The sequence below is a fragment of the Robbsia andropogonis genome (assembly GCF_000970345.1).
GTDB classification, from domain to species: domain Bacteria; phylum Pseudomonadota; class Gammaproteobacteria; order Burkholderiales; family Burkholderiaceae; genus Robbsia; species Robbsia andropogonis.
The window spans coordinates 135,725-154,726 of record NZ_LAQU01000009.1 but is presented as its reverse complement, the minus strand read 5'-3'; the positions used below and the strand labels follow the sequence as shown (position 1 = coordinate 154,726).

Here is a 19,002-nt window from a genome sequence, read left to right as displayed (position 1 = left end):
CGTGACACGAATACGATCGGCTCATGATAAAACCGTCAGGGTTCTCCCGCGCCGATTTCGATGCGGGGCTATAATGAAATCGACAGGTCGGCGCCCTTGGCATCTTCTTCGATGCGGGACGTCGCGACCGACATGGAGAACGCGATGATCCTGGCTTACGCGCTGGCGGCGGCCCTGGCATGGTCCAGCGGCTTACGGCTGTATTTGGCCGTCTTTCTGGCGGGCCTCGCGGGCAGGAGCGGCTTGGTCGTATTGCCAGGCGCGCTGCATGTGCTCAGCTCTCCCTGGATCATTGGCGCGGCCGTGGTGCTGGCTACCGCGGAGTTTGCGGCTGACAAGATCTCGCCACTCGACTCCCTCTGGGACGCGCTGCATACCTTTATTCGGATTCCCGCCGGCGCCGTGATGGCCTGTGCCGCATTCGGGCATGCGGAGGAAAGCTCGACGCTGATCGCGGCCGGCGCGCTCGGCGCATCGCTGGCCGGCGCGTCGCATCTGACCAAGGCCGGGGTTCGCGCGCTGATCAATCTCGCGCCGGTGCCGGTGACCAATGGCATGGCCTCGTGGTTCGAGGAATGCATCGTGGTAGGGGGACTGACGCTGGCGCTGTTGGCGCCGGGTGTGTTCCTGGCATTACTCTTTGCGTTCCTTATCGTCTCGGCGTGGGTACTGCCGCGGTTATGGCGGGGTGTACACCACGGCTATCACGCGATGTCGACCCGAATGGTCCCGGCGCGGATCCGCACCGATCGCGGCTATCGCTCGCCGCCGACCGGTGAGCGCGATACGGCACGTCGCCGTTCCGGCGACTGATGCCGGACCCCGTGTCTGGCGCCGATCCCCGGCAATCGCGACCGTCCTCCGGTCGTTCTCCTTCTCCTGAATCCGCGACGTGGCCGCTATCCAAGGTAGCGGATGCGTCTTCTCATGACCCGGTCCGAATGCGTCGCCGCACCCGCGTTGGGTGGCGTTTTCTTTTCAGGATGGCGCTGACGCTGTCATTCCGGGATGCGCGCGCCGGCGAGTTGACCACGCTGTGGGTCGCCGTGGTACTCGCGGTCGCCGCCTTGACCAGCGTGGCCTTTGTCGCAGACCGCATGCACGCCGGACTCGACCGCGAGGCGCGTCAGATGCTGGGCGGCGACCTGCGTCTCCGCGCAGATCATCCGATCGATCCTGCGCTGCTCGCCGAGGCACGGGTGCGCGACTTGCGAATCGCGTCGACGGCCGAATTTCCGAGCATGGCGACAGGCGACGCCGCCCCATCCACCCATGCCGCGCCACCGCCCGCACGCCTGGTCGCGGTCAAGGCGGTATCGGCGAACTACCCGTTGCGCGGCACGGTCTTGTTGGCACCGCAGCCGAATTCCCCGACGCGTGAAGACTATGCTGCCACGGGCGGGCCGGCACCCGGTACGGCTTGGGTTGACGCGCCCTTGCTTGATGCCTTGGACCTGAAAGTAGGGGGCAATCTGCAACTGGGGGGCCGCATATTGCGGATCGCCGCGGTGATTGTCCGGGAGCCTGATCGGGGTTTCTCTTTCATTAATTTCTCGCCTCGCGTAATGCTTGCCGACACCGATCTGGCCAGCACCGGGTTGATCGGCCGTGGCAGCCGTGTGACTTACCGCACACTGCTGGCTGGCCCGGATACGGCGAGTGCCGATGCGTTCGGTGCATGGGCGCGAACGACGATTGCTCAGCGCGGGATTCGCGGCACCCAGGTTGAGACCCTGCAGGCCGGGCAACCGCAGTTACGCCAGACACTGGATCGCGCGGATCATTTCCTGCGGCTGGTGGCATTGTTGACATCGTTGCTCTGTGCGGTTGCCATCGCTTTAGGCGCACAGCGCTTCGCGCGACGCCATATCGATGGTTGCGCCGTGCTGCGTTGTCTCGGAGCAAGCGAGGGACTGCTACGCGGCGTCTTTCTCATAGAGCTGGCCGGGCTGGCGGTGGCGGCATCTGTCGTGGGTGGTTTGCTCGGACTGGCCGGTCATGCCATGTTGTTGCATTGGCTTGGCGGTTTGATTCGCGTTGATCTGCCCTGGCCGTCGATGTGGCCCCTGTTGCAAGGGTTGGCCGCGGCGCTCGTGCTATTGCTCGGATTCGGGCTGCCCGCCTTGTATCCGTTGACGCGAGTGCCGCCGGCGCGGGTGCTGCGGCGCGATGGCACCGGCGTGGCGGCCGCGCTGACGCAAGAGGACGAGGCGCGCCAGGAGCAGTCGGCGTGGCGTCAGGCCTGGGGACATGTCTATTCGCTGCGAGGCTATGCCATCGGTCTGCTGTTATATGCCGGCTTGCTGGTGTGGGCGGCCGGAGCGCTGCGCCTGGGCGTGATCGTGTCAGCCGGATTCCTGATCGGCGTGGGTGGTTTTGCTTTATGCGGACGCGGGCTGCTTCGCGTGCTGGCATGGTGGGGGCGCAAGCCCGGTGCCCCCGGCTTCGGTTGGCGGTATGCGGTGGCATCGCTGGAACGCCGCAGCGGCGCCAGTACGTTGCAGATTACCGCATTGGGGGTAGCGCTGATGTGCCTGTTGCTATTGTCGATGACGCGCAGCGACCTGATAGCTGGCTGGCGTCAATCAACCCCGGCCGATGCACCAAATCGCTTCGTCATCGATATCCAGCCCGACCAGGCCGACGAGGTCGCGCGCCGCCTCGCCGCGGCCGGCATCAGCGCGGCACCGCCGGCGCCGATGATCCGCGGGCGCCTGACCGCGCGCGATGGCAAGCCCGTATCTCCGGATCAATTCAAGGACGCGCGAGTCAAACGTCTGGTCGATCGGGAGTTCAATCTGTCTTATCGGATGACATTGCCGGACGACAATCGCGTGGAGCAAGGACAGTGGTATGGTCCGGCAGGCACGCCCAAGCCGCAGATCTCGATCGAATCGGGATTGGCACGCGACCTCGGTATTCGTCTTAACGACCTGTTGACGTTCGACGTGGCCGGACAGCAGATTACCGCGCCCGTCACCAGTATTCGGCGTCTGAACTGGGGCACGATGCAGGTCAATTTCTTTGTGCTGATGCCGCCGGACGCGTTGCGCGGTTTTCCGGCCACGTTCATCACCAGCTTTCATCTGCGCGCGGATCAGCAGCGCGCGCTGGATGACATGGTACGGGCCATGCCAAGTTTGACGATTATCGATACGGCTGCGTTACTTGGGCAGGTGCAGCGCATGCTGGATCAGGTCATCGCGGCGGTCCAGTTCCTGTTTCTGTTCACGCTCGCGGCCGGTGCGGTGGTGCTGTATGCGGCCCTGGCCGGGACCAGGGACGAGCGGGCCCACGAGTCGGCATTGTTGCGAGCGCTTGGTGCATCGCGACGTCAGGTGCAGGCCGTGCAATGGACGGAGTTTGTCGTGGTGGGCGCGCTGGCCGGGCTGATGGCGGCCATCGGTGCCGAGGCGGTGGGGTGGACATTGGCGGTGCGAGTGTTCTCGTTCGCTTTTACCGTCAATCCTTTGATTCTGCTGACCGGTGTCGCAGCCGGATTGGTCTGCGCCGTGGCCGGTGGTTGGTGGAGCCTGCGTAGCGTTTTGCGTCGCCCGGTGCTGGTGACGCTGAGAGAAGGATAAGTCTCGGGTCGACGGTGAAACGGATGCACGGCCCGCCCCGGTCGTCGTCAGCGTCGGGCACGGTCCCGTCCAGCCTCGATGGCCGCCAATCGCGTCAGACTGCGTTGCGGCCGTCTGCCCATTTGTCCTGCTTGACGCGGCCCCGCATGTGCAGCGCGTTTAGCAGCGCAGCCGGATCGTGGTAAGACTGCAGCAGATCGAGATAAGCAGGGCGAATAAAGCCTTCGTCCGCCGTATGCTGGAGCATCGTGACAAGGGGGTCATAGAAACCCGCGATGTTCAACAAGCCCATCGGCTTGTCGTGATAACCCAACTGTGCCCAGGTAAAGACCTCGAATAATTCCTCGAGCGTGCCGCCGCCGCCAGGCATCGCGATAAAGCCTTCTGCCAGATCGGCCATTTTCTTTTTGCGCACATGCATGTCGGGCACGACATGCAATGCTGTCAGACCCGTATGCGCCACTTCCTTGTCGACCAGCAATTGCGGGATGACGCCAATCGCACGTCCACCCGCAGCCAGAATGGCATCGGCGATCGTGCCCATCAGCCCGACCCGTCCACCGCCATAGATCAGCGCGATATCGCGTTCGGCCATGGCTTGCCCCAACGCTTGCGCGCCGGCTTTATATTCGGAACGCGTACCGTAGGACGATCCGCAATAAACACATACTGATTGCATTATCGATAAATAGCGAAACGAAGAAATAAAAAAAGGAAGCGACCAGACCCAGGCTTCTCGGTCCGCGCGGCGCGCGCTATGCGCCCACGTGGCTGCCGTGACTGGCCGCGCCCGGCACGCCGACGCCGAACAACGCGGGCGTGGCGTCGGGCGGTGCCTGGCGCACCAGTTCATCAAACATCTGACGCGATTTGCCACGCAGATAAGGCGCCAGGATGGACAGGATCTGGCGGCTGACGCGCCGCAAGTCCTTGCCAATGGCCTGCTGATCATTGTACTGCCGGGGATTCATGACAAATTGATACGAGAGCCAATAAGTCGCAATGATGCCAATATTGGTTGCTATTTGGTCGATCTCCGCAGGCGATGCTTCCATTTCTCCGTCGCTCACCAACTGTTCGCACAGTTGCTGGGCGAAGTGCACCTTGCGTTCGACGATTTCCTTGAAATGTTTCTCGAGTTTTCGATTTCGGGCCAGGAGGTCGTTCAAGTCGCGATAAAAGAAACGATAGGTCCAGAGGAAATCGGCCATCTGTTCGAGATAATGCCATACCTCAGTAATGGTTGGTCGTTCGCGGTTGCTCTGCGTCTCATCGCGCGGGCGATGTTCCGCCGGCGGCAGCGATGCGTCAGACCTAGCCGGGGCGTTGCTCGCCGAACGGGGCGCGAGAAATTGCATCCGGGTGTCGAGTTCTTTCTCGAACTGCCGGAAAATGCTCTCGATGATGTCGTCCTTGTTGCGGAAATGGTAGTACAGATTTCCCGGACTGATTTCCATTTCCTCGGCGATCGTCGTCGTCGTGACGTTCGGCTCGCCGATATCGTTGAACAGCTTCAACGACAGCTCGAGAATGCGCTCGCGGGTGCGTCGTGGCGGTTTGGCTTCCATATAAATGTCGATACACTCGATGCGTCCGATTATACGCTCGGCATCTGGGCGGATCTGTGTATTACAGTGTCATTCGGAATTTACCGCGTTCGTGTACCGACGTATCGGAGTGAGCGATACGATTCATGTGCCAATCGCGTTGCTGAGCGGGGTTTCCGTTACCGCGTCGGCGCAATTGGCGGTGGCGCGCCGGGCCACGGTACGCGCCCGCATCGCCTCGCGCAAGGCGGTGCGTAATCCTTCCTCGAAGACCGGGTGATAGAAGGGCATGGCGAGCGTATCGTCGACGCTGAGGTTCTGTTGGATCGACCAGGCGAGCAAGTGCGCGAGGTGTTCCCCGGCAGGTGCGATCCCTTCCGCGCCGAGCAATGCGCCGCTATGAATATCGACATAGACGTGCAGCAGGCCGTGGGCGCGTTGCACGACCTGGCTGCGGCCCTGGTGCGCGAAATCGATCGAACCGGTCACGAAGCGGCGAGGGTCCAGCGACGCATACCGGGCGCCCACGCTTAATATCACCGGATCGCAGAATACCAGCGACATCGGGGTCGGCAGAGGCTGTGGTGCCACGACGCCATCCGGCGCGGCGACCCGCGCGGCGTTGTCGCCGGCGATGTGACCCTCGTTTGCGGCGTCGTTCAGCCAGGGACGCTGGCCGTCGACATCGCCCGCGATGAAGATGGGAAGCCGGGCCGGATGGGACGACGCATCGTCGCCGCTGGCGGCACGGCCGAGGCATTGCATCGTGCCCCCGTCGAAGAGGGGGACGCCGCGCTTGTCGGTGGCTACCGAGGTACGTTCCAGGTCGAGACCGTCGAAAACCGGTACGCGGCCGGTGGCCAGCAGCACACGATCGACATCGACATGCCGCTTGATCGTCGGTGCGTCACGGTCGCCGTGCGAGCCCGTCGTTGCGTTCTCTCCGGACGACGTCCAATGCAGCCGCGCGCCGCCTTTGGCGAGCCGCTCCGCATGCGGGGCGGTATGCGCGTGGATTGGCATCTGCGTGCGTAACAAGGCGAAAGCCGCGTCGCGCACGGCAGGGTCCTGGAGCGCCGCCAGATTGCCGTCCCGCCCGAACATCGTGACGGCTACCCCGAGCCGCGACAACGCCTGGCCAAGCTCCAGCGCAATCACACCGGTGCCAATGACGGCGAGACGGCGCGGCAAACTCGGCCATTCGAAGATATCGTCGCTGGTGCAGAGTGCCTCGCCAAGGGGCCGATATGCATCCGGAATCAGGGCTTTCGCGCCGGTGGCGATGACGGTGGCGCGGGTCTCTATATGATATCTGGGCCCATTGGGGTCGGCGAAGGGCGCTTCCGGTGTTACCAGCAGCGCGCGGTCGGAGAGAAAGCGCGCGCGCCCCTTCAACTTGTCGCTCGCTGGAAAATCATCGACGTCATCGATCACCGATGCCACGAAACGGTCGCGCTCCTTGCGCACGCGCGCCAGCACGCGCGCTCCGTCGCCCACCTCCGGAGCTTGCGGCAGCGTCACCCCGAAACCGTCAAGCAGTGTTGTGTCGTACATCGCGTTGGCCGCGGCGATCAGAAGTTTCGAGGGCATGCAGGCGCGTTGCGCGCAGGTGGTACCGTAGCTCTGGGCTTCCACCAGCATGACGCGTGCACCGCGTTTTTTCGCCGCGCGGTAGGCGGACATACCCGCCGAGCCTGCACCGATGACCACCACGTCCACCGCGAGTGAGACCGTCTCCTGGCTATCGGGCGCGTCAATGGGAGCGTGGGGCGGCACTATATGGTCGCGGGAATACGGCGCAGGGGGCATGGTGGCTCCAATGTGACAGGTGGTGGGCGTCGCGGTGGATGCCGTCCATGCGTGACGCATACGGAACGGGGATCACCCCTCATCACTTTGCCACGAATGGCGTAAATCGTCGGTCGGCGACTTAGTGCTGTTCGACCGAGGGTTCCGGCGAGGAAGGTGCTCGTGCCGGTTGCGCGGGGGGAGTGCCAGGGGCAACCAGGCTGGAGGCCGGGGCCGTTACGCCATTTGAATCACCCACCCGTTTCGCGAGATTCGGTGTACCACTGGCGGGTGTAGCACGCGTGCTGGAGCCAGGGCGACCAGAGTGCCGCGCGGGCCGCCGGGGTTCGGACGGCGGCGCGCTGACGACCGATGGTTGGCGACGCTTTTCCGCTGCGGCGAATTTCGCGCGTTGGGCCGGGGGTAAGGCCTCATAGGCCCGCCACGCCTGTTGCCGCGCGTTCGGCGGCAACACCCGCGACATCTCATAGTTTTCTCGGGCCAGGCGGCGCTGTTCCGGTGTCATTTGCGTCCAACGCAGCATCCGCTCATGCAATCGCTGCTGGGCATCGGGCGACATTCTGGGATATACCGACGCAATGGCAATCCACTTGCGTTTCTGTAGATCCGACAAGTGGGGCCAACATTCCGCAAAGGGCTGGAGTGCGTCCTGCTGTTGCGGCGTCATCGCTTGCCAGGTTGCGGGAACATCGTCGCTGACAGGTACTCGCACGATCGTTGGACGTCGCCCGGTCTCGCGCTTGGCACCGGTAGTGGGCGCGGTCGTGGCGTTCCCGATCGCGGCGCCGGGCGCTGCCAATGTCGAAGGCGTCCCGGATATCGCGCCTGGCGTCGTCGAGGGCTTGCCGTCGCCCGGCGTAACGCCTTGCGTTTCCGGCGCGGGAGCTATCGTCCCATCGCGGGCCACCTCGATGGCCGTCGCACCGGCTTCGTTTTCCGGCGGCAATTGCACGGTGACCACCGCTGGATGCCAGCGCGGCCACGTTGCAAGCACACAGACGGCCACCACGCACACGACACTGATGACGATGGTCGACAGGCGCGATGGCGCGAGCCCGACCGGGTCGCTCACCTTGGTGGCCACGCTGTCGGGCGGCTCATTCGCCATCCGTCGCCGATCGTCAAGGCGCTCGCTCACCGGTTGCGCGCCAGATATTCGTTGAAGCCGTGATCGAGGTAGGCATCCAGCGGCAGTGTGTCGCTCAACACCTCGGCGTCGAGGCTCGCCAGCTCAGCGATCTGGCGTTGATCTTCCCAGTGCGCGATGGCGGCAAGCGACGCAAGCAGCAGGGCGATCGGTACCCATAATTGCAGTCGAACACGGAAGGGCCGTGGTCCGCGCGCGCTGTCGAGGCCGGGCAGGCTACCCATTCCGGCACCCGCGAGCGCCGGCACGAACGTCGGAACGGGCGCGGCGGCGGTCTCCGGCTTCTTGCGTGCAAGCGCCATGCGCCGCGCCGCGGCAAGGCGCGCCGTCGTGTCGTTGGGGAGTGCGCGGGCGCCTTCGTCCAATGCCCGACGCACCTTGTAGGCAAACACCGCCTCGTTCAGTGGATCGCGTGATGCGCGACTAGACGGCTCTGCGACGTGGTTCATAATGTGATCCCCTTGGCGTGGAGGGCCTCGGCCAGCGCGCGCACTGCGCGCGAACAATGCGTTTTCACGCTGCCCTCGGAGCATCCCATAGCAGCCGCCGTTTCGGCGACATCCATATCTTCCCAATAACGCATGACGAACGCCTCCCGTTGACGCGCCGGCAGACGTTGTATCTCTGTTTCGATCACACCGACGATCTGGTCCTGGCTGACCTGATCCTCGCTGCTCGCCGAAAAAGACGTTGCCTGGGCATCTATGCGTTCCGCCGCGTCGTCCTCTCCTTCCTCGCGGGCCGCGGCGGAACGGAAGCTTGAAAACAACGTGATACGGGCGTCTCGGACTTTTTTACGGCGAAAGTAATCGAGCGCCGTCGTTTGCAGAATCCGTTGAAACAGAAAGGGTAGTTCCGCGGCGGGCTTGTCACCGTAATGCTCCGCGAGCTTGATCATCGCGTCCTGGACAATATCCAGCGCGGCGTCTTCGTCGCGGACGGCAAATAGCGTCTGCTTGAATGCGCGACGTTCCGCGCTTTGCAGGAAATCGCCTAATTCCTTATCACTGGCCATCCGCAGAGCTTAGCAAGACTTTCGGGAAGTTGGGGCAAACGTCTGAATTCATTGCGTCACCACGCGGCGGTCGCCTCGTCGTGAATTCACGTCAGTGGTCATGGTGACGCAGGGTGCGCCAAGTAACGCGCATGATCCGGCAAATGCGGGGATGGTACCAAATTTCGTCACCATTTCCCGGCGACGGGCAGTGTAGGAGGGCGCTGCGACGCCACGCCGCTTTTGATCCGCCTCTGGTGGGGCGGGTCGTTGGTGCGGCAGCCATATACACGCATTGTAGGGCGGACAAAAATAACTTGACTGAATGCGGTCATCTGACTATTGTGTTGGACTGTTTATCGCATCCATGTCCCGTAGTCGATCCGCCTATCCGGCTGATCAGCGCACTGGACGCCTCGTTCAAACCCGCGCCACAAGCGCGTGGAGAGAGCACCCGATCAATTTTTTGCCGAAAATTGCAAAGGCGACTTTAATGAATATGCCTCGCGCGGATATCGATCCGCACGCCGACAGCGTCCCAGCGCCTGCTTCCGCGAATCGGAACGCGCCCACCGCTGCACACGCTACCGCAACGAACCAACGTGATTCGTCGGTACGCTCCGCTTCTCTCCCGGTCTCCTCGGTGTCCGCAGAACCGTCAGACGCCTCTATCGGCGCCACGGTGTTACTGCGCGCGTTGCAGGAAGAAAACGTCGAATATCTCTGGGGTTATCCCGGCGGCTCGGTCCTGTATATCTACGACGAGCTGTACAAGCAAGACAGTATCAATCACCTGCTGGTGCGTCACGAGCAAGCCGCCGTGCATGCCGCCGACGCCTATGCGCGGTCGACCGGCAATGTCGGTGTTTGCCTGGTGACATCGGGTCCCGGAGTGACCAATGCCGTCACGGGGATTGCGACCGCCTATATGGATTCCATTCCGTTGGTGATCCTGTGCGGCCAGGTGCCGACGGGCAGCATCGGCCAGGACGCATTTCAGGAGTGCGATACGGTTGGCATCACGCGGCCGTGCGTCAAGCACAACTTCCTCGTGAAGGATGTGAAGGACCTTGCCGCCACGGTGCACAAGGCGTTCTACATCGCCCGTACCGGTCGACCCGGCCCGGTGCTGATCGACATTCCGAAGGACATTTCCCGCACGCCGCACGAATACGAAACGCCGAAGAATATCGCGCTGCGTTCCTACAACCCGGTGGTGAAGGGGCATGCGGGTCAGATCCGCAAGGCGCTGGCGCTGTTGATGACTGCGAAGCGGCCATATATTTATAGCGGCGGCGGCGTGATTCTGGCCGATGCGTCACGCGAGTTGAACCAGTTCGCGGACCTGCTCGGCTTCCCGGTGACCAATACGCTGATGGGCCTCGGTGGCTATCGTGCCAGCAGCAAGCAGTTTCTCGGCATGCTGGGCATGCATGGCACCTACGAAGCCAACATGGCGATGCAGCACTGTGACGTGCTGATCGCGATCGGCGCGCGTTTCGACGATCGTGTTATCGGCAATGTCGCCCATTTCGCCGAAGTCCCGCGCAAGATCATTCATATCGACATCGACCCCTCGTCAATCTCGAAGCGCGTCAAGGTGGACATCCCCATCGTGGGTGACGTGCGTGAGGTGTTACGCGAGATGATCGACCAGATGCGCGCAATGTCGGCCGGCCCGGATGGCACGGCGCTGGACGCGTGGTGGCAGCAGATCACGCAATGGCGTGACATCGACTGCCTCAAGTTCGATCGCGACAGCGAGATCATCAAGCCGCAATACGTGGTGGAGACACTGCACCGCTTGACGAAGGGTGAGGCGTTCGTCTGCTCCGACGTCGGGCAGCACCAGATGTGGGCCGCGCAATACTATCCTTTTGATCAACCGCGCCGTTGGATCAACTCCGGCGGTCTGGGTACGATGGGATTTGGCTTGCCGGCGGCGATGGGCGTGAAAATGGCGCACCCGGACAGCGATGTCGTCTGCATCACGGGCGAAGGCTCGATCCAGATGTGTATCCAGGAGTTGTCGACGTGCAAGCAACACAACACGCCGATCAAGATCGTGTCGTTGAACAACCGTTACCTGGGTATGGTGCGGCAATGGCAGCAGATCGATTATCGCAAGCGGTATTCGCACTCCTACATGGATGCGTTGCCTGACTTCGTCAAGCTGGCCGAGGCGTATGGTCACGTCGGCATTCGTATTGAGCGTACGGCCGACGTCGAGCCGGCGCTAAAGGAAGCGCTGCGGCTGAAGGATCGCACCGTGTTCCTCGATTTCCAGACCGACCCGACTGAAAACGTCTGGCCGATGGTTCAAGCGGGCAAGGGCATCACGGAGATGCTGTTGGGGTCCGAGGATCTGAACTGAGGGTCATCAGCGGGGATGGCGCGTTGGCCCGCGGTATGGGAGTGGTTTGCCGGCAAAAGGCACAACGCCCGACCGCGGTCTCCGGCGCGCCGTGGACGCCCTTCGTGGCGGTTGACGGAAATAACGGGTGTGCGATGAAACACATTATCTCTATCTTGCTGGAGAACGAGCCGGGCGCGTTGTCACGCGTGGTGGGCCTTTTTTCGGCGCGCGGCTACAACATCGAGTCGCTGACGGTGGCCCCGACCGAGGACCGGTCGTTGTCACGGATGACAATTACGAGCATCGGCTCGGATGACGTGATCGAACAGATCACGAAGCACTTGAACCGCCTGATCGAGGTGGTCAAGGTGGTCGACCTTACCGAGGCCGGCCATGTGGAGCGGGAACTGATGCTGATCAAGGTCAGGGCGGTGGGGAAGGAGCGCGACGAGGTCTACCGGATGGCGGATATTTTCCGTGGCCGGGTCGTCGATGTCACCGAAAAGACGTACACGATCGAGCTGACCGGAGACAGCGCGAAGCTCGACGCGTTTATCGACGCGCTGGACCCGGCATCGATCCTCGAAACCGTGCGTACCGGATGCTCCGGCATCGGTCGCGGTGAACGAATCTTGAAGGTCTGACCGGCAGCGAACATCGGTGCCGGACACGCGGTCTGGTCCCGTTTCTGCCGATACTCGTATAACAGATTATTTATTTAGCGGAGCATGACAATGAAGGTTTACTACGACAAAGACGCCGACCTGTCCCTTATCAAGGGCAAGCAAGTGACGATCATCGGTTATGGCTCGCAAGGCCATGCACACGCGCTGAATCTGAAGGAAAGTGGCGTGAACGTGACGGTCGGCTTGCGAAAGGGTGGCGCGTCGTGGTCGAAGGCCGAGAACGCCGGCCTGACGGTCAAGGAAGTCGCCGATGCCGTGAAGGGCGCGGACGTCGTCATGATGCTGCTGCCGGATGAGCAGATCGCGGCCGTCTACAAGACGGAAGTCGAAAAGAACATCAAGGATGGCGCGACGTTGGCATTCGCGCACGGCTTCAACGTTCACTACGGCCAGGTTGTGCCGCGCAAGGACCTGGACGTGATCATGATCGCGCCGAAGGCACCGGGCCACACGGTGCGTTCGACGTACTCGCAGGGCGGCGGCGTGCCCCACCTGATCGCCGTGGCACAGGACAAGTCCGGCGCTGCGCGCGACATCGCGCTGTCGTACGCCACCGCCAACGGCGGCGGCCGCGCCGGCATTATCGAGACGAACTTCCGCGAAGAGACCGAAACCGACCTGTTCGGCGAACAAGCCGTGCTGGCTGGTGGGACCGTCGAATTGATCAAGGCGGGTTTTGAGACGCTGGTGGAAGCGGGCTATGCGCCGGAAATGGCGTACTTCGAATGCCTGCACGAACTGAAGCTGATCGTCGACTTGATCTACGAAGGCGGCATCGCCAACATGAACTACTCGATCTCGAACAATGCCGAATTCGGCGAATACGTGACGGGTCCGCGGATTGTGACGTCGGCGACGAAGGATGCGATGCGCGCGGTGCTGAAGGATATCCAGACCGGCGAATACGCGAAGCAGTTCATCCTGGAAGACCGTGCCGGTCAACCGACATTGCAGTCGCGTCGCCGTCTGACCGCCGATCATCAAATCGAGCAGGTGGGCGAGAAGTTGCGTGCGATGATGCCGTGGATCGCGAAGAACAAGTTGGTTGACCAGTCGAAGAACTAAGGCGAAGGCTTAGAAACCGACCGGCCGGGAGGCCTTTCCGGCTTTGCGATGGACTCGTCCTAACGCGCGTCAAGATGCCGTTCAGCGAATGCTGGATGGCATTTTTTTTCTCGTATCGCGTTTGCACGCCAACCCGGCCCGCCTTTTGCTATCCTTGAGCCTGGCGTCGCGTGTTGGCGCGTGACGGGGAATTGTTGTCGGTCCCGTCACGCCCGACTGCACCGATCAACACTCACCTCGATTTATATGAACTATCCTCATCCGATCATTGCCCGCGAAGGTTGGCCGTTTATCGGTATTGCCCTGTTGCTGGCGATACTGGTCCATGCACTGGGGGGCTTTGGCTGGGCTTGGCCGTTCTGGCTGCTGGTCGTGTTCGTCGTGCAGTTTTTCCGTGATCCGCCGCGGTCGATTCCAGCCGACCCGAACGCCGTGTTGAGCCCCGCCGATGGGCGAATTGTCGCCATCGAGACCGTGCTTGATCCGTATGCGCAGCGGGAAGCGATGAAAATCAGCGTGTTCATGAATGTGTTCAACGCACACTCGCAGCGCTCACCCGTAGATGGGACGGTGCGTCGCGTGCAATATTTCCCGGGTGCATTCCTGAATGCGGAGCTCGACAAGGCATCGCTGCAGAACGAACGCAATGCGCTGATATTTGACTTGCCGGGCGGCGTGGTGATCAGCTGCGTCCAGGTGGCGGGCCTGGTGGCGCGGCGCATTCTCTGTTACGTCCGGGAGGGTGAGACACTGAAGCGCGGTCAGCGTTACGGTTTCATTCGCTTTGGCTCGCGCCTGGATGTGTATTTGCCGCTGGGCGCGCGTCCACGTGTTTCGATCGGCGAAAAGGTGTTCGCATCGTCCACGATTCTTGCGGAATTGGGGGAGCCGATAGCGGTCACGCCGGAAGCACCGTTCGCGACCGCACCGGCCGGTGCCACCGTGACGGATACGGTGGCCAGCCCGGTCAGTCCGACGTCACCGGTTCAGCCGACCAGCCCACTGACGTCGGCGGAACCGGTGGGTCAGGGCGTGGCGACCGCGCCGTTGGCGGGTGCAGCAGGTATCGCATCGGAGGTGGGGATTGGCTCTGAAGCCGCGCCGAAGTAAAGCCAAGCCCGGCGCGGAGCTGCAGGGGACGTTCCGTCGTCGCCCGCGCGGCTTCGGTCGGCGCTATGTCGATGACGCCGCACGGGGGGAGCCGCTTACGCCCCGTGAGCAGCGTCGTCTGGCGCGCCAGCAGTTCCTGCGCAAGCGTGGCATCTACCTGTTGCCGAACGCGTTCACGACGGCCGCCCTGTTTTGCGGCTTTTATGCGATTGTCCAGGCGATGAACCTGCGGTTCGAGTTTGCCGCGGTCGCGATTTTCGCCGCGATGGTGCTCGACGGAATGGACGGTCGCGTGGCCCGGATGACGCATACGCAGAGCGCGTTCGGTGAACAGTACGACAGCTTGTCCGACATGGTGTCTTTTGGTGTCGCGCCCGCGCTCGTGATGTACGAATGGGCGCTGCGGGATCTCGGGCGGTGGGGCTGGCTGGCGGCGTTTGTCTATTGTGCCGGTGCGGCCTTGCGGCTCGCCCGGTTCAACACCAACATCGCCGTTGTCGACAAGCGATTCTTCCAGGGGATTCCGAGCCCCGCGGCTGCGGCTCTGGTCGCGGGTTTCGTATGGCTGTCAATCGATAACCGATTGCCGGTCAGCTCGCACTGGGTGCCCTGGGTCGCCTTCGTGTTGACGATCTATGCTGGCGTAACCATGGTCTCCAACGCGCCGTTCTATAGCGGGAAGGCCCTGGATGTACGCTATCGCGTGCCGTTTGGCGTCATGGTGCTGGTGGTGGTCGCGTTTATCGCCATCTCGTCTGATCCGCCGATTGTCCTGTTCGGGCTGTTCGTGTTGTATGGATTATCCGGCTATGTATTCTGGGTCTGGTCCAAATTGCGTACGCGTGTGAAAGCGCCGGACGCGAGCGCTTGACCGATTATCCCGCAGTCGTCTAGCAGGCTGTGTGCAACGAAAAACGGCTCGCCATCATCGATGGCGAGCCGTTTTTCATGTGGCAATGCGTTTCAGCAAAGCTCGCCGAACCCAAAGCGTCGATCTGGATCATGCAGCGGATCGGGCGACTTTTGTGTGCCCTTCAGCACGCCGTTGTCGTCGAACAGGAAGACGAACATCGAATACCAGACTCCGGCGTCCATATACCGATAACTCCAGGCGGCCCGGTGCGAGAGCTGGAAGTATTGCTTGCAGACGGGCTGTCCAAAGTGGGAGAGCACATCCTGTTGCGTCCATTTGTCCGGGACAGCCTGATAAAAGTACGCGTTGTCGAGCACCTGCGCCACCTGTACCACCTTGCCGGACGCATCGATATCGACGGCGGTCGTGGTCTCGCCAAACGGCTGTGTTGGCCAAAGCAGGCGGGTAACGCCGTTGTCCAGCGGGTAACGCTCGCGCGGCTGTCCCAGCGTGGAATAGACTCGCGCCACCGGTGTGCCAGGCGGCAATTTCTGCTGTGGCAAGGCGCAGGCGGCCAGCGTGGCAAGCGCCGCGGTAGCGACAGACCACTGCATGACGCGCCGCCATCCCCGCAATCGCGGCGTGCGTTTGACGGCGTTGAAGACCTCGGGTGCGGTGGAATACCGCGACGGCCGGGTCATGCAACACGGGGAATCCCTGAAAAAGCGGGTCGCTACGCGGGAAATGAGCGGGCGGGCAATCGACATGGCTGGCCTGTTATTGTTGTCGGTCGGAATCGGATGCCTGCGCTTCGCGTACCCGGCATACCGTCGGCAATGGCTTTCCGCCCAATGGACGATGGCGACGTCGAAGCGGCATCTAACACACATCTTCGCATGATAAATAGCCTTTAGCCGGAAGGCGAGTTGTGGTAGACTCGGCGATTCAGTTTTGACCGATTTATGTCAGCGCGCGAAGTGTGGGCGGTTGATTCGCCAAGGCGCCGGCTCGGAAAAGCTGATACTCACGGCACGGCCTTTTCTTCCGTGACCGCATGTCCCTATAGGAAAACGAAGGAATATCATGTCTGTATCAGAGATCAATAAGACCGAAATTGTTGCGAAGTTCGCACGCGCGCCGAAGGACACCGGTTCGCCGGAAGTACAGGTTGCGCTGTTGACGGCACGTATCAATGAGCTGACGGTGCACTTCAAGGAACACAAGAAGGACCACCACAGCCGTCGTGGCCTGTTGGCCATGGTCAGCCGCCGTCGTAAGCTGCTGGACTACCTGAAGAAGGGTGATGCGGACCGTTATCGCAACCTGATCGAAAGCCTCGGCCTGCGTAAGTAAGTGATGAAGCGCGGTTGCCGGCGCTGAAATGAGTGCTCAATGCCTGTGTCAGCCTCCTGATACAGGCATTTTGTTTTTTCCAGAACGAAAACGCGCGTCCGCGGCATATTGCATCGCGGCGTCATGGCTAGCTTGCGCCAGTGCGCGGGCAGCGGACGCCTCAGAGCAGGTCGCGCGCCGGGGATTCCCGGTCGCCTGGGCAACAGGGCACGGTGGTTCCGCGTCCGATCAAGGGCGCCGCGCAGCCGCATATAAAGGAGTGGTACATGTTCAATAAAGTCGTGAAGGAATTCCAATGGGGCCAACACAAGGTCCGTCTGGAAACCGGTGAAATAGCACGTCAGGCAAGCGGCGCCGTCATCGTCGACGTCGAAGACACCGTCGTGCTGGCAACTGTCGTAGGTGCCCGTAGTGCAAAACCGGGTCAGGATTTCTTCCCGCTGACCGTCGATTACCTTGAGAAGACGTATGCCGCCGGTCGTATCCCCGGCGGTTTCTTCCGTCGCGAAGGTCGCCCGTCGGAGGGTGAGACGCTTATTTCGCGTCTGATAGACCGTCCGCTGCGTCCGCTGTTCCCGGAAGGTTTCTACAACGAAGTACAGGTCGTCATTCACGTCCTGTCACTGAATCCGGATGTGCCGGCCGATATCCCGTCGATCATCGGTGCGTCGGCGGCATTGGCGATTTCGGGCCTGCCGTTCAATGGTCCGGTGGGTGCGGCGCGCGTCGGATATATCGACGGTCAGTACGTGCTGAATCCGAACCGTTCACAATTTTCGTCATCGGACCTCGATCTGGTGGTGGCGGGGACGGAGACAGCGGTGCTGATGGTCGAGTCCGAAGCGGATCAGTTGCCGGAAGATGTCATGCTGGGCGCGGTGGTGTTCGGTCACGAGCAGATGCAGACCGCGATCGACGCGATCCATGAACTGGTCAAGGAAGGCGGCAAGCCCGAATGGGATTGGCAGCCGGCACCGAAGGACGAGGCCCTGATCGCAAGCGTCACCGAGATCGCGGATGCGCCGCTGCGCGCCGCTTATCAACTGCGCGACAAGCAACAACGCACGGCAAAGCTGCGTGAGGCGACGGCATTGGTCGAGCAGACGCTGAAAGAGCGAGCGGCGGCGTCGGGTACAAGTGCGCCAGACAGCACTGCCATTGGCAATGTGCTGTTCGATCTGGAGTCGAAGATCGTCCGTGGCCAGATCCTGAATGGCGAGCCGCGTATCGACGGTCGCGATACGCGCACCGTGCGTCCGATCGAGGTCCGTACCGGCGTGCTGCCACGGACGCATGGTTCTGCACTGTTCACGCGCGGTGAGACGCAGGCATTGGTCATCGCGACATTGGGCACGCAACGCGACGAGCAGATCATCGACGCGCTCGAAGGCGAGCAGCGCGATCACTTCATGCTGCACTACAACATGCCCCCGTTCGCGACGGGCGAAACCGGCCGTGTGGGTTCGCCGAAGCGCCGCGAAATCGGCCATGGCCGCTTGGCGAAGCGTGCGCTGGCTGCCTGCTTGCCGACGAAGGAAGCGTTTCCGTATTCGATCCGGGTCGTCTCCGAAATCACCGAATCGAACGGTTCGTCGTCCATGGCATCGGTCTGCGGTGGTTGCCTGGCAATGATGCATGCCGGGGTGCCGTTGAAGGCGCACGTCGCGGGCATCGCGATGGGCTTGATTCTGGATGCCGACACCAAGCGTTTCTCGGTGCTGACGGATATTCTAGGCGACGAGGATCACCTGGGCGACATGGACTTCAAGGTTGCCGGCACCGATGCGGGTGTCACGGCGCTCCAGATGGACATCAAGATCCAAGGCATCACCAAGGAAATCATGCAGGTGGCGTTGGCGCAAGCGCGCGAGGGCCGGATGCATATCCTGGGCAAGATGCGCGCGGCGGTGGATGGTGCAAATACGGAGTTGTCCGATTACGCGCCGCGGATGATCACGCTGAAGATTAATCCGGACAAGATTCGTGACGTGATTGGCAAGGGTGGCTCGGTCATTCGCGGACTGTCTGAGGAGACCGGCACGAAGATCGATATCAGCGACGAGGGCAATGTCACCATCGCCGGCACCAGCGCCGAAGGGATGGAAGAGGCAAAGCGCCGTATCGAAGCCATCACGGTCGATGTGGAAGTCGGCAAAACCTACGACGGTACCGTGTTGAAGCTGTTGGACTTTGGTGCGATCGTCAATATCCTGCCGGGCAAGGATGGTCTGGTGCACATCTCCGAAATCGTCCACGAGCGCGTCAACAAGGTCGGCGATTACCTGAGCGAAGGGCAGCAAATCAAGGTCAAGGTGATTCAGCTCGAAGAAAAGGGTCGAATCCGTTTGTCGATGAAGGCCTTGCTGGATGCGCCGACGCCCGCTGGCGAGTAATCGCGCGGCGACCGCTCCCGCTCCCGTCTACCCAAGTTGGGTGCAGGCCGGGGCCGGGCGTCGGCTGCGGTGGTCTGTCTGTCTGCCTGGCGATGCATTGCGCGG

At 62.0% G+C, this 19,002-nt stretch carries 16 protein-coding genes and 1 pseudogene; 10 read left to right on the top strand and 7 right to left on the bottom strand.

The features are described from left to right. Window positions 1-144: 144 nt before the first annotated feature. Window positions 145-813 (top strand): DUF4126 domain-containing protein, encoded by a 669-nt coding sequence (locus tag WM40_RS11285; RefSeq protein WP_024902176.1) that lies wholly within the window; start codon window positions 145-147, stop codon window positions 811-813. Window positions 814-941: 128 nt separating this feature from the next. Beyond that, the gene (locus tag WM40_RS11280) at window positions 942-3,584 is read left to right on the top strand and encodes an ABC transporter permease (protein ID WP_046152883.1); all 2,643 of its coding nucleotides are present in this window, start codon (window positions 942-944) and stop codon (window positions 3,582-3,584) included. Window positions 3,585-3,678: 94 nt separating this feature from the next. On the opposite strand, the gene WM40_RS11275 is transcribed toward WM40_RS11280, so the two are convergent. The 6 genes from WM40_RS11275 to WM40_RS11250 all read right to left on the bottom strand — a co-directional run bounded on the left by WM40_RS11275 (window position 3,679) and on the right by WM40_RS11250 (window position 9,102). Further along, window positions 3,679-4,263 carry an LOG family protein gene (locus tag WM40_RS11275; protein ID WP_024902178.1) on the bottom strand — a complete coding sequence of 195 codons (585 nt, stop codon included), beginning with the start codon at window positions 4,261-4,263 and terminating at the stop codon, window positions 3,679-3,681. A gap of 76 nt (window positions 4,264-4,339) precedes the next feature. Then, window positions 4,340-5,152: a TetR/AcrR family transcriptional regulator gene (locus WM40_RS11270; protein WP_024902179.1), complete on the bottom strand. Its 813-nt coding sequence runs from the start codon at window positions 5,150-5,152 to the stop codon at window positions 4,340-4,342. A 123-nt stretch (window positions 5,153-5,275) separates the two neighbouring features. After that, entirely contained in the window at window positions 5,276-6,940 is a 1,665-nt protein-coding gene (locus WM40_RS11265) for a dihydrolipoyl dehydrogenase (RefSeq protein WP_082102586.1), read from the bottom strand. Window positions 6,941-7,061: 121 nt separating this feature from the next. Continuing rightward, a complete protein-coding gene (locus tag WM40_RS11260; protein WP_157684924.1) occupies window positions 7,062-8,078 on the bottom strand; it encodes a DUF3106 domain-containing protein in 1,017 nt (338 codons plus the stop codon). Then, complete coding sequence (locus WM40_RS11255; RefSeq protein ID WP_024902182.1) at window positions 8,075-8,536, bottom strand: DUF3619 family protein; 462 nt, start codon at window positions 8,534-8,536, stop codon at window positions 8,075-8,077. Before WM40_RS11255 ends, WM40_RS11260 begins: the two co-directional genes overlap by 4 nt. Continuing rightward, window positions 8,533-9,102 carry an RNA polymerase sigma factor gene (locus WM40_RS11250; protein WP_024902183.1) on the bottom strand — a complete coding sequence of 190 codons (570 nt, stop codon included), beginning with the start codon at window positions 9,100-9,102 and terminating at the stop codon, window positions 8,533-8,535. Before WM40_RS11250 ends, WM40_RS11255 begins: the two co-directional genes overlap by 4 nt. A 478-nt stretch (window positions 9,103-9,580) precedes the next feature. On the opposite strand from WM40_RS11250, the gene WM40_RS11245 reads away from it, so the two are divergent. The 5 genes and pseudogenes from WM40_RS11245 to pssA all read left to right on the top strand — a co-directional run bounded on the left by WM40_RS11245 (window position 9,581) and on the right by pssA (window position 15,169). Next, a complete protein-coding gene (locus WM40_RS11245) occupies window positions 9,581-11,455 on the top strand; it encodes an acetolactate synthase 3 catalytic subunit (RefSeq protein ID WP_081764785.1) in 1,875 nt (624 codons plus the stop codon). 134 nt (window positions 11,456-11,589) lie between these two features. Next, window positions 11,590-12,081, top strand: a complete 492-nt coding sequence (gene ilvN / locus WM40_RS11240) for an acetolactate synthase small subunit (RefSeq protein ID WP_024902185.1) — start codon at window positions 11,590-11,592, stop codon at window positions 12,079-12,081. A 90-nt stretch (window positions 12,082-12,171) separates the two neighbouring features. After that, entirely contained in the window at window positions 12,172-13,188 is a 1,017-nt protein-coding gene (gene ilvC, locus WM40_RS11235; RefSeq protein ID WP_024902186.1) for a ketol-acid reductoisomerase, read from the top strand. 246 nt (window positions 13,189-13,434) lie between these two features. Further along, window positions 13,435-14,070, top strand: a pseudogene (locus WM40_RS11230) (phosphatidylserine decarboxylase); the annotation flags it as partial. A 247-nt stretch (window positions 14,071-14,317) separates the two neighbouring features. Then, the gene (gene pssA, locus WM40_RS11225) at window positions 14,318-15,169 is read left to right on the top strand and encodes a CDP-diacylglycerol--serine O-phosphatidyltransferase (protein WP_046152914.1); all 852 of its coding nucleotides are present in this window, start codon (window positions 14,318-14,320) and stop codon (window positions 15,167-15,169) included. A gap of 92 nt (window positions 15,170-15,261) precedes the next feature. On the opposite strand, the gene WM40_RS11220 is transcribed toward pssA, so the two are convergent. Continuing rightward, on the bottom strand, window positions 15,262-15,765 hold the full coding sequence (locus WM40_RS11220; RefSeq protein ID WP_024902189.1) for a hypothetical protein: 504 nt from the start codon (window positions 15,763-15,765) through the stop codon (window positions 15,262-15,264). Here WM40_RS11220 and WM40_RS11215 point away from each other — a divergent pair. The 3 genes from WM40_RS11215 (at window position 15,764) to pnp (ending at window position 18,897) form a co-directional block, all read left to right on the top strand. Continuing rightward, on the top strand, window positions 15,764-16,051 hold the full coding sequence (locus tag WM40_RS11215; protein WP_046152882.1) for a hypothetical protein: 288 nt from the start codon (window positions 15,764-15,766) through the stop codon (window positions 16,049-16,051). The two genes, WM40_RS11220 and WM40_RS11215, sit on opposite strands and share 2 nt — an antisense overlap. 183 nt (window positions 16,052-16,234) lie before the next feature. Next, window positions 16,235-16,504 carry a 30S ribosomal protein S15 gene (gene rpsO / locus WM40_RS11210; RefSeq protein ID WP_024902191.1) on the top strand — a complete coding sequence of 90 codons (270 nt, stop codon included), beginning with the start codon at window positions 16,235-16,237 and terminating at the stop codon, window positions 16,502-16,504. A 266-nt stretch (window positions 16,505-16,770) separates the two neighbouring features. Next, window positions 16,771-18,897, top strand: a complete 2,127-nt coding sequence (pnp, locus tag WM40_RS11205) for a polyribonucleotide nucleotidyltransferase (protein WP_046152913.1) — start codon at window positions 16,771-16,773, stop codon at window positions 18,895-18,897. Window positions 18,898-19,002 lie beyond the last annotated feature (105 nt).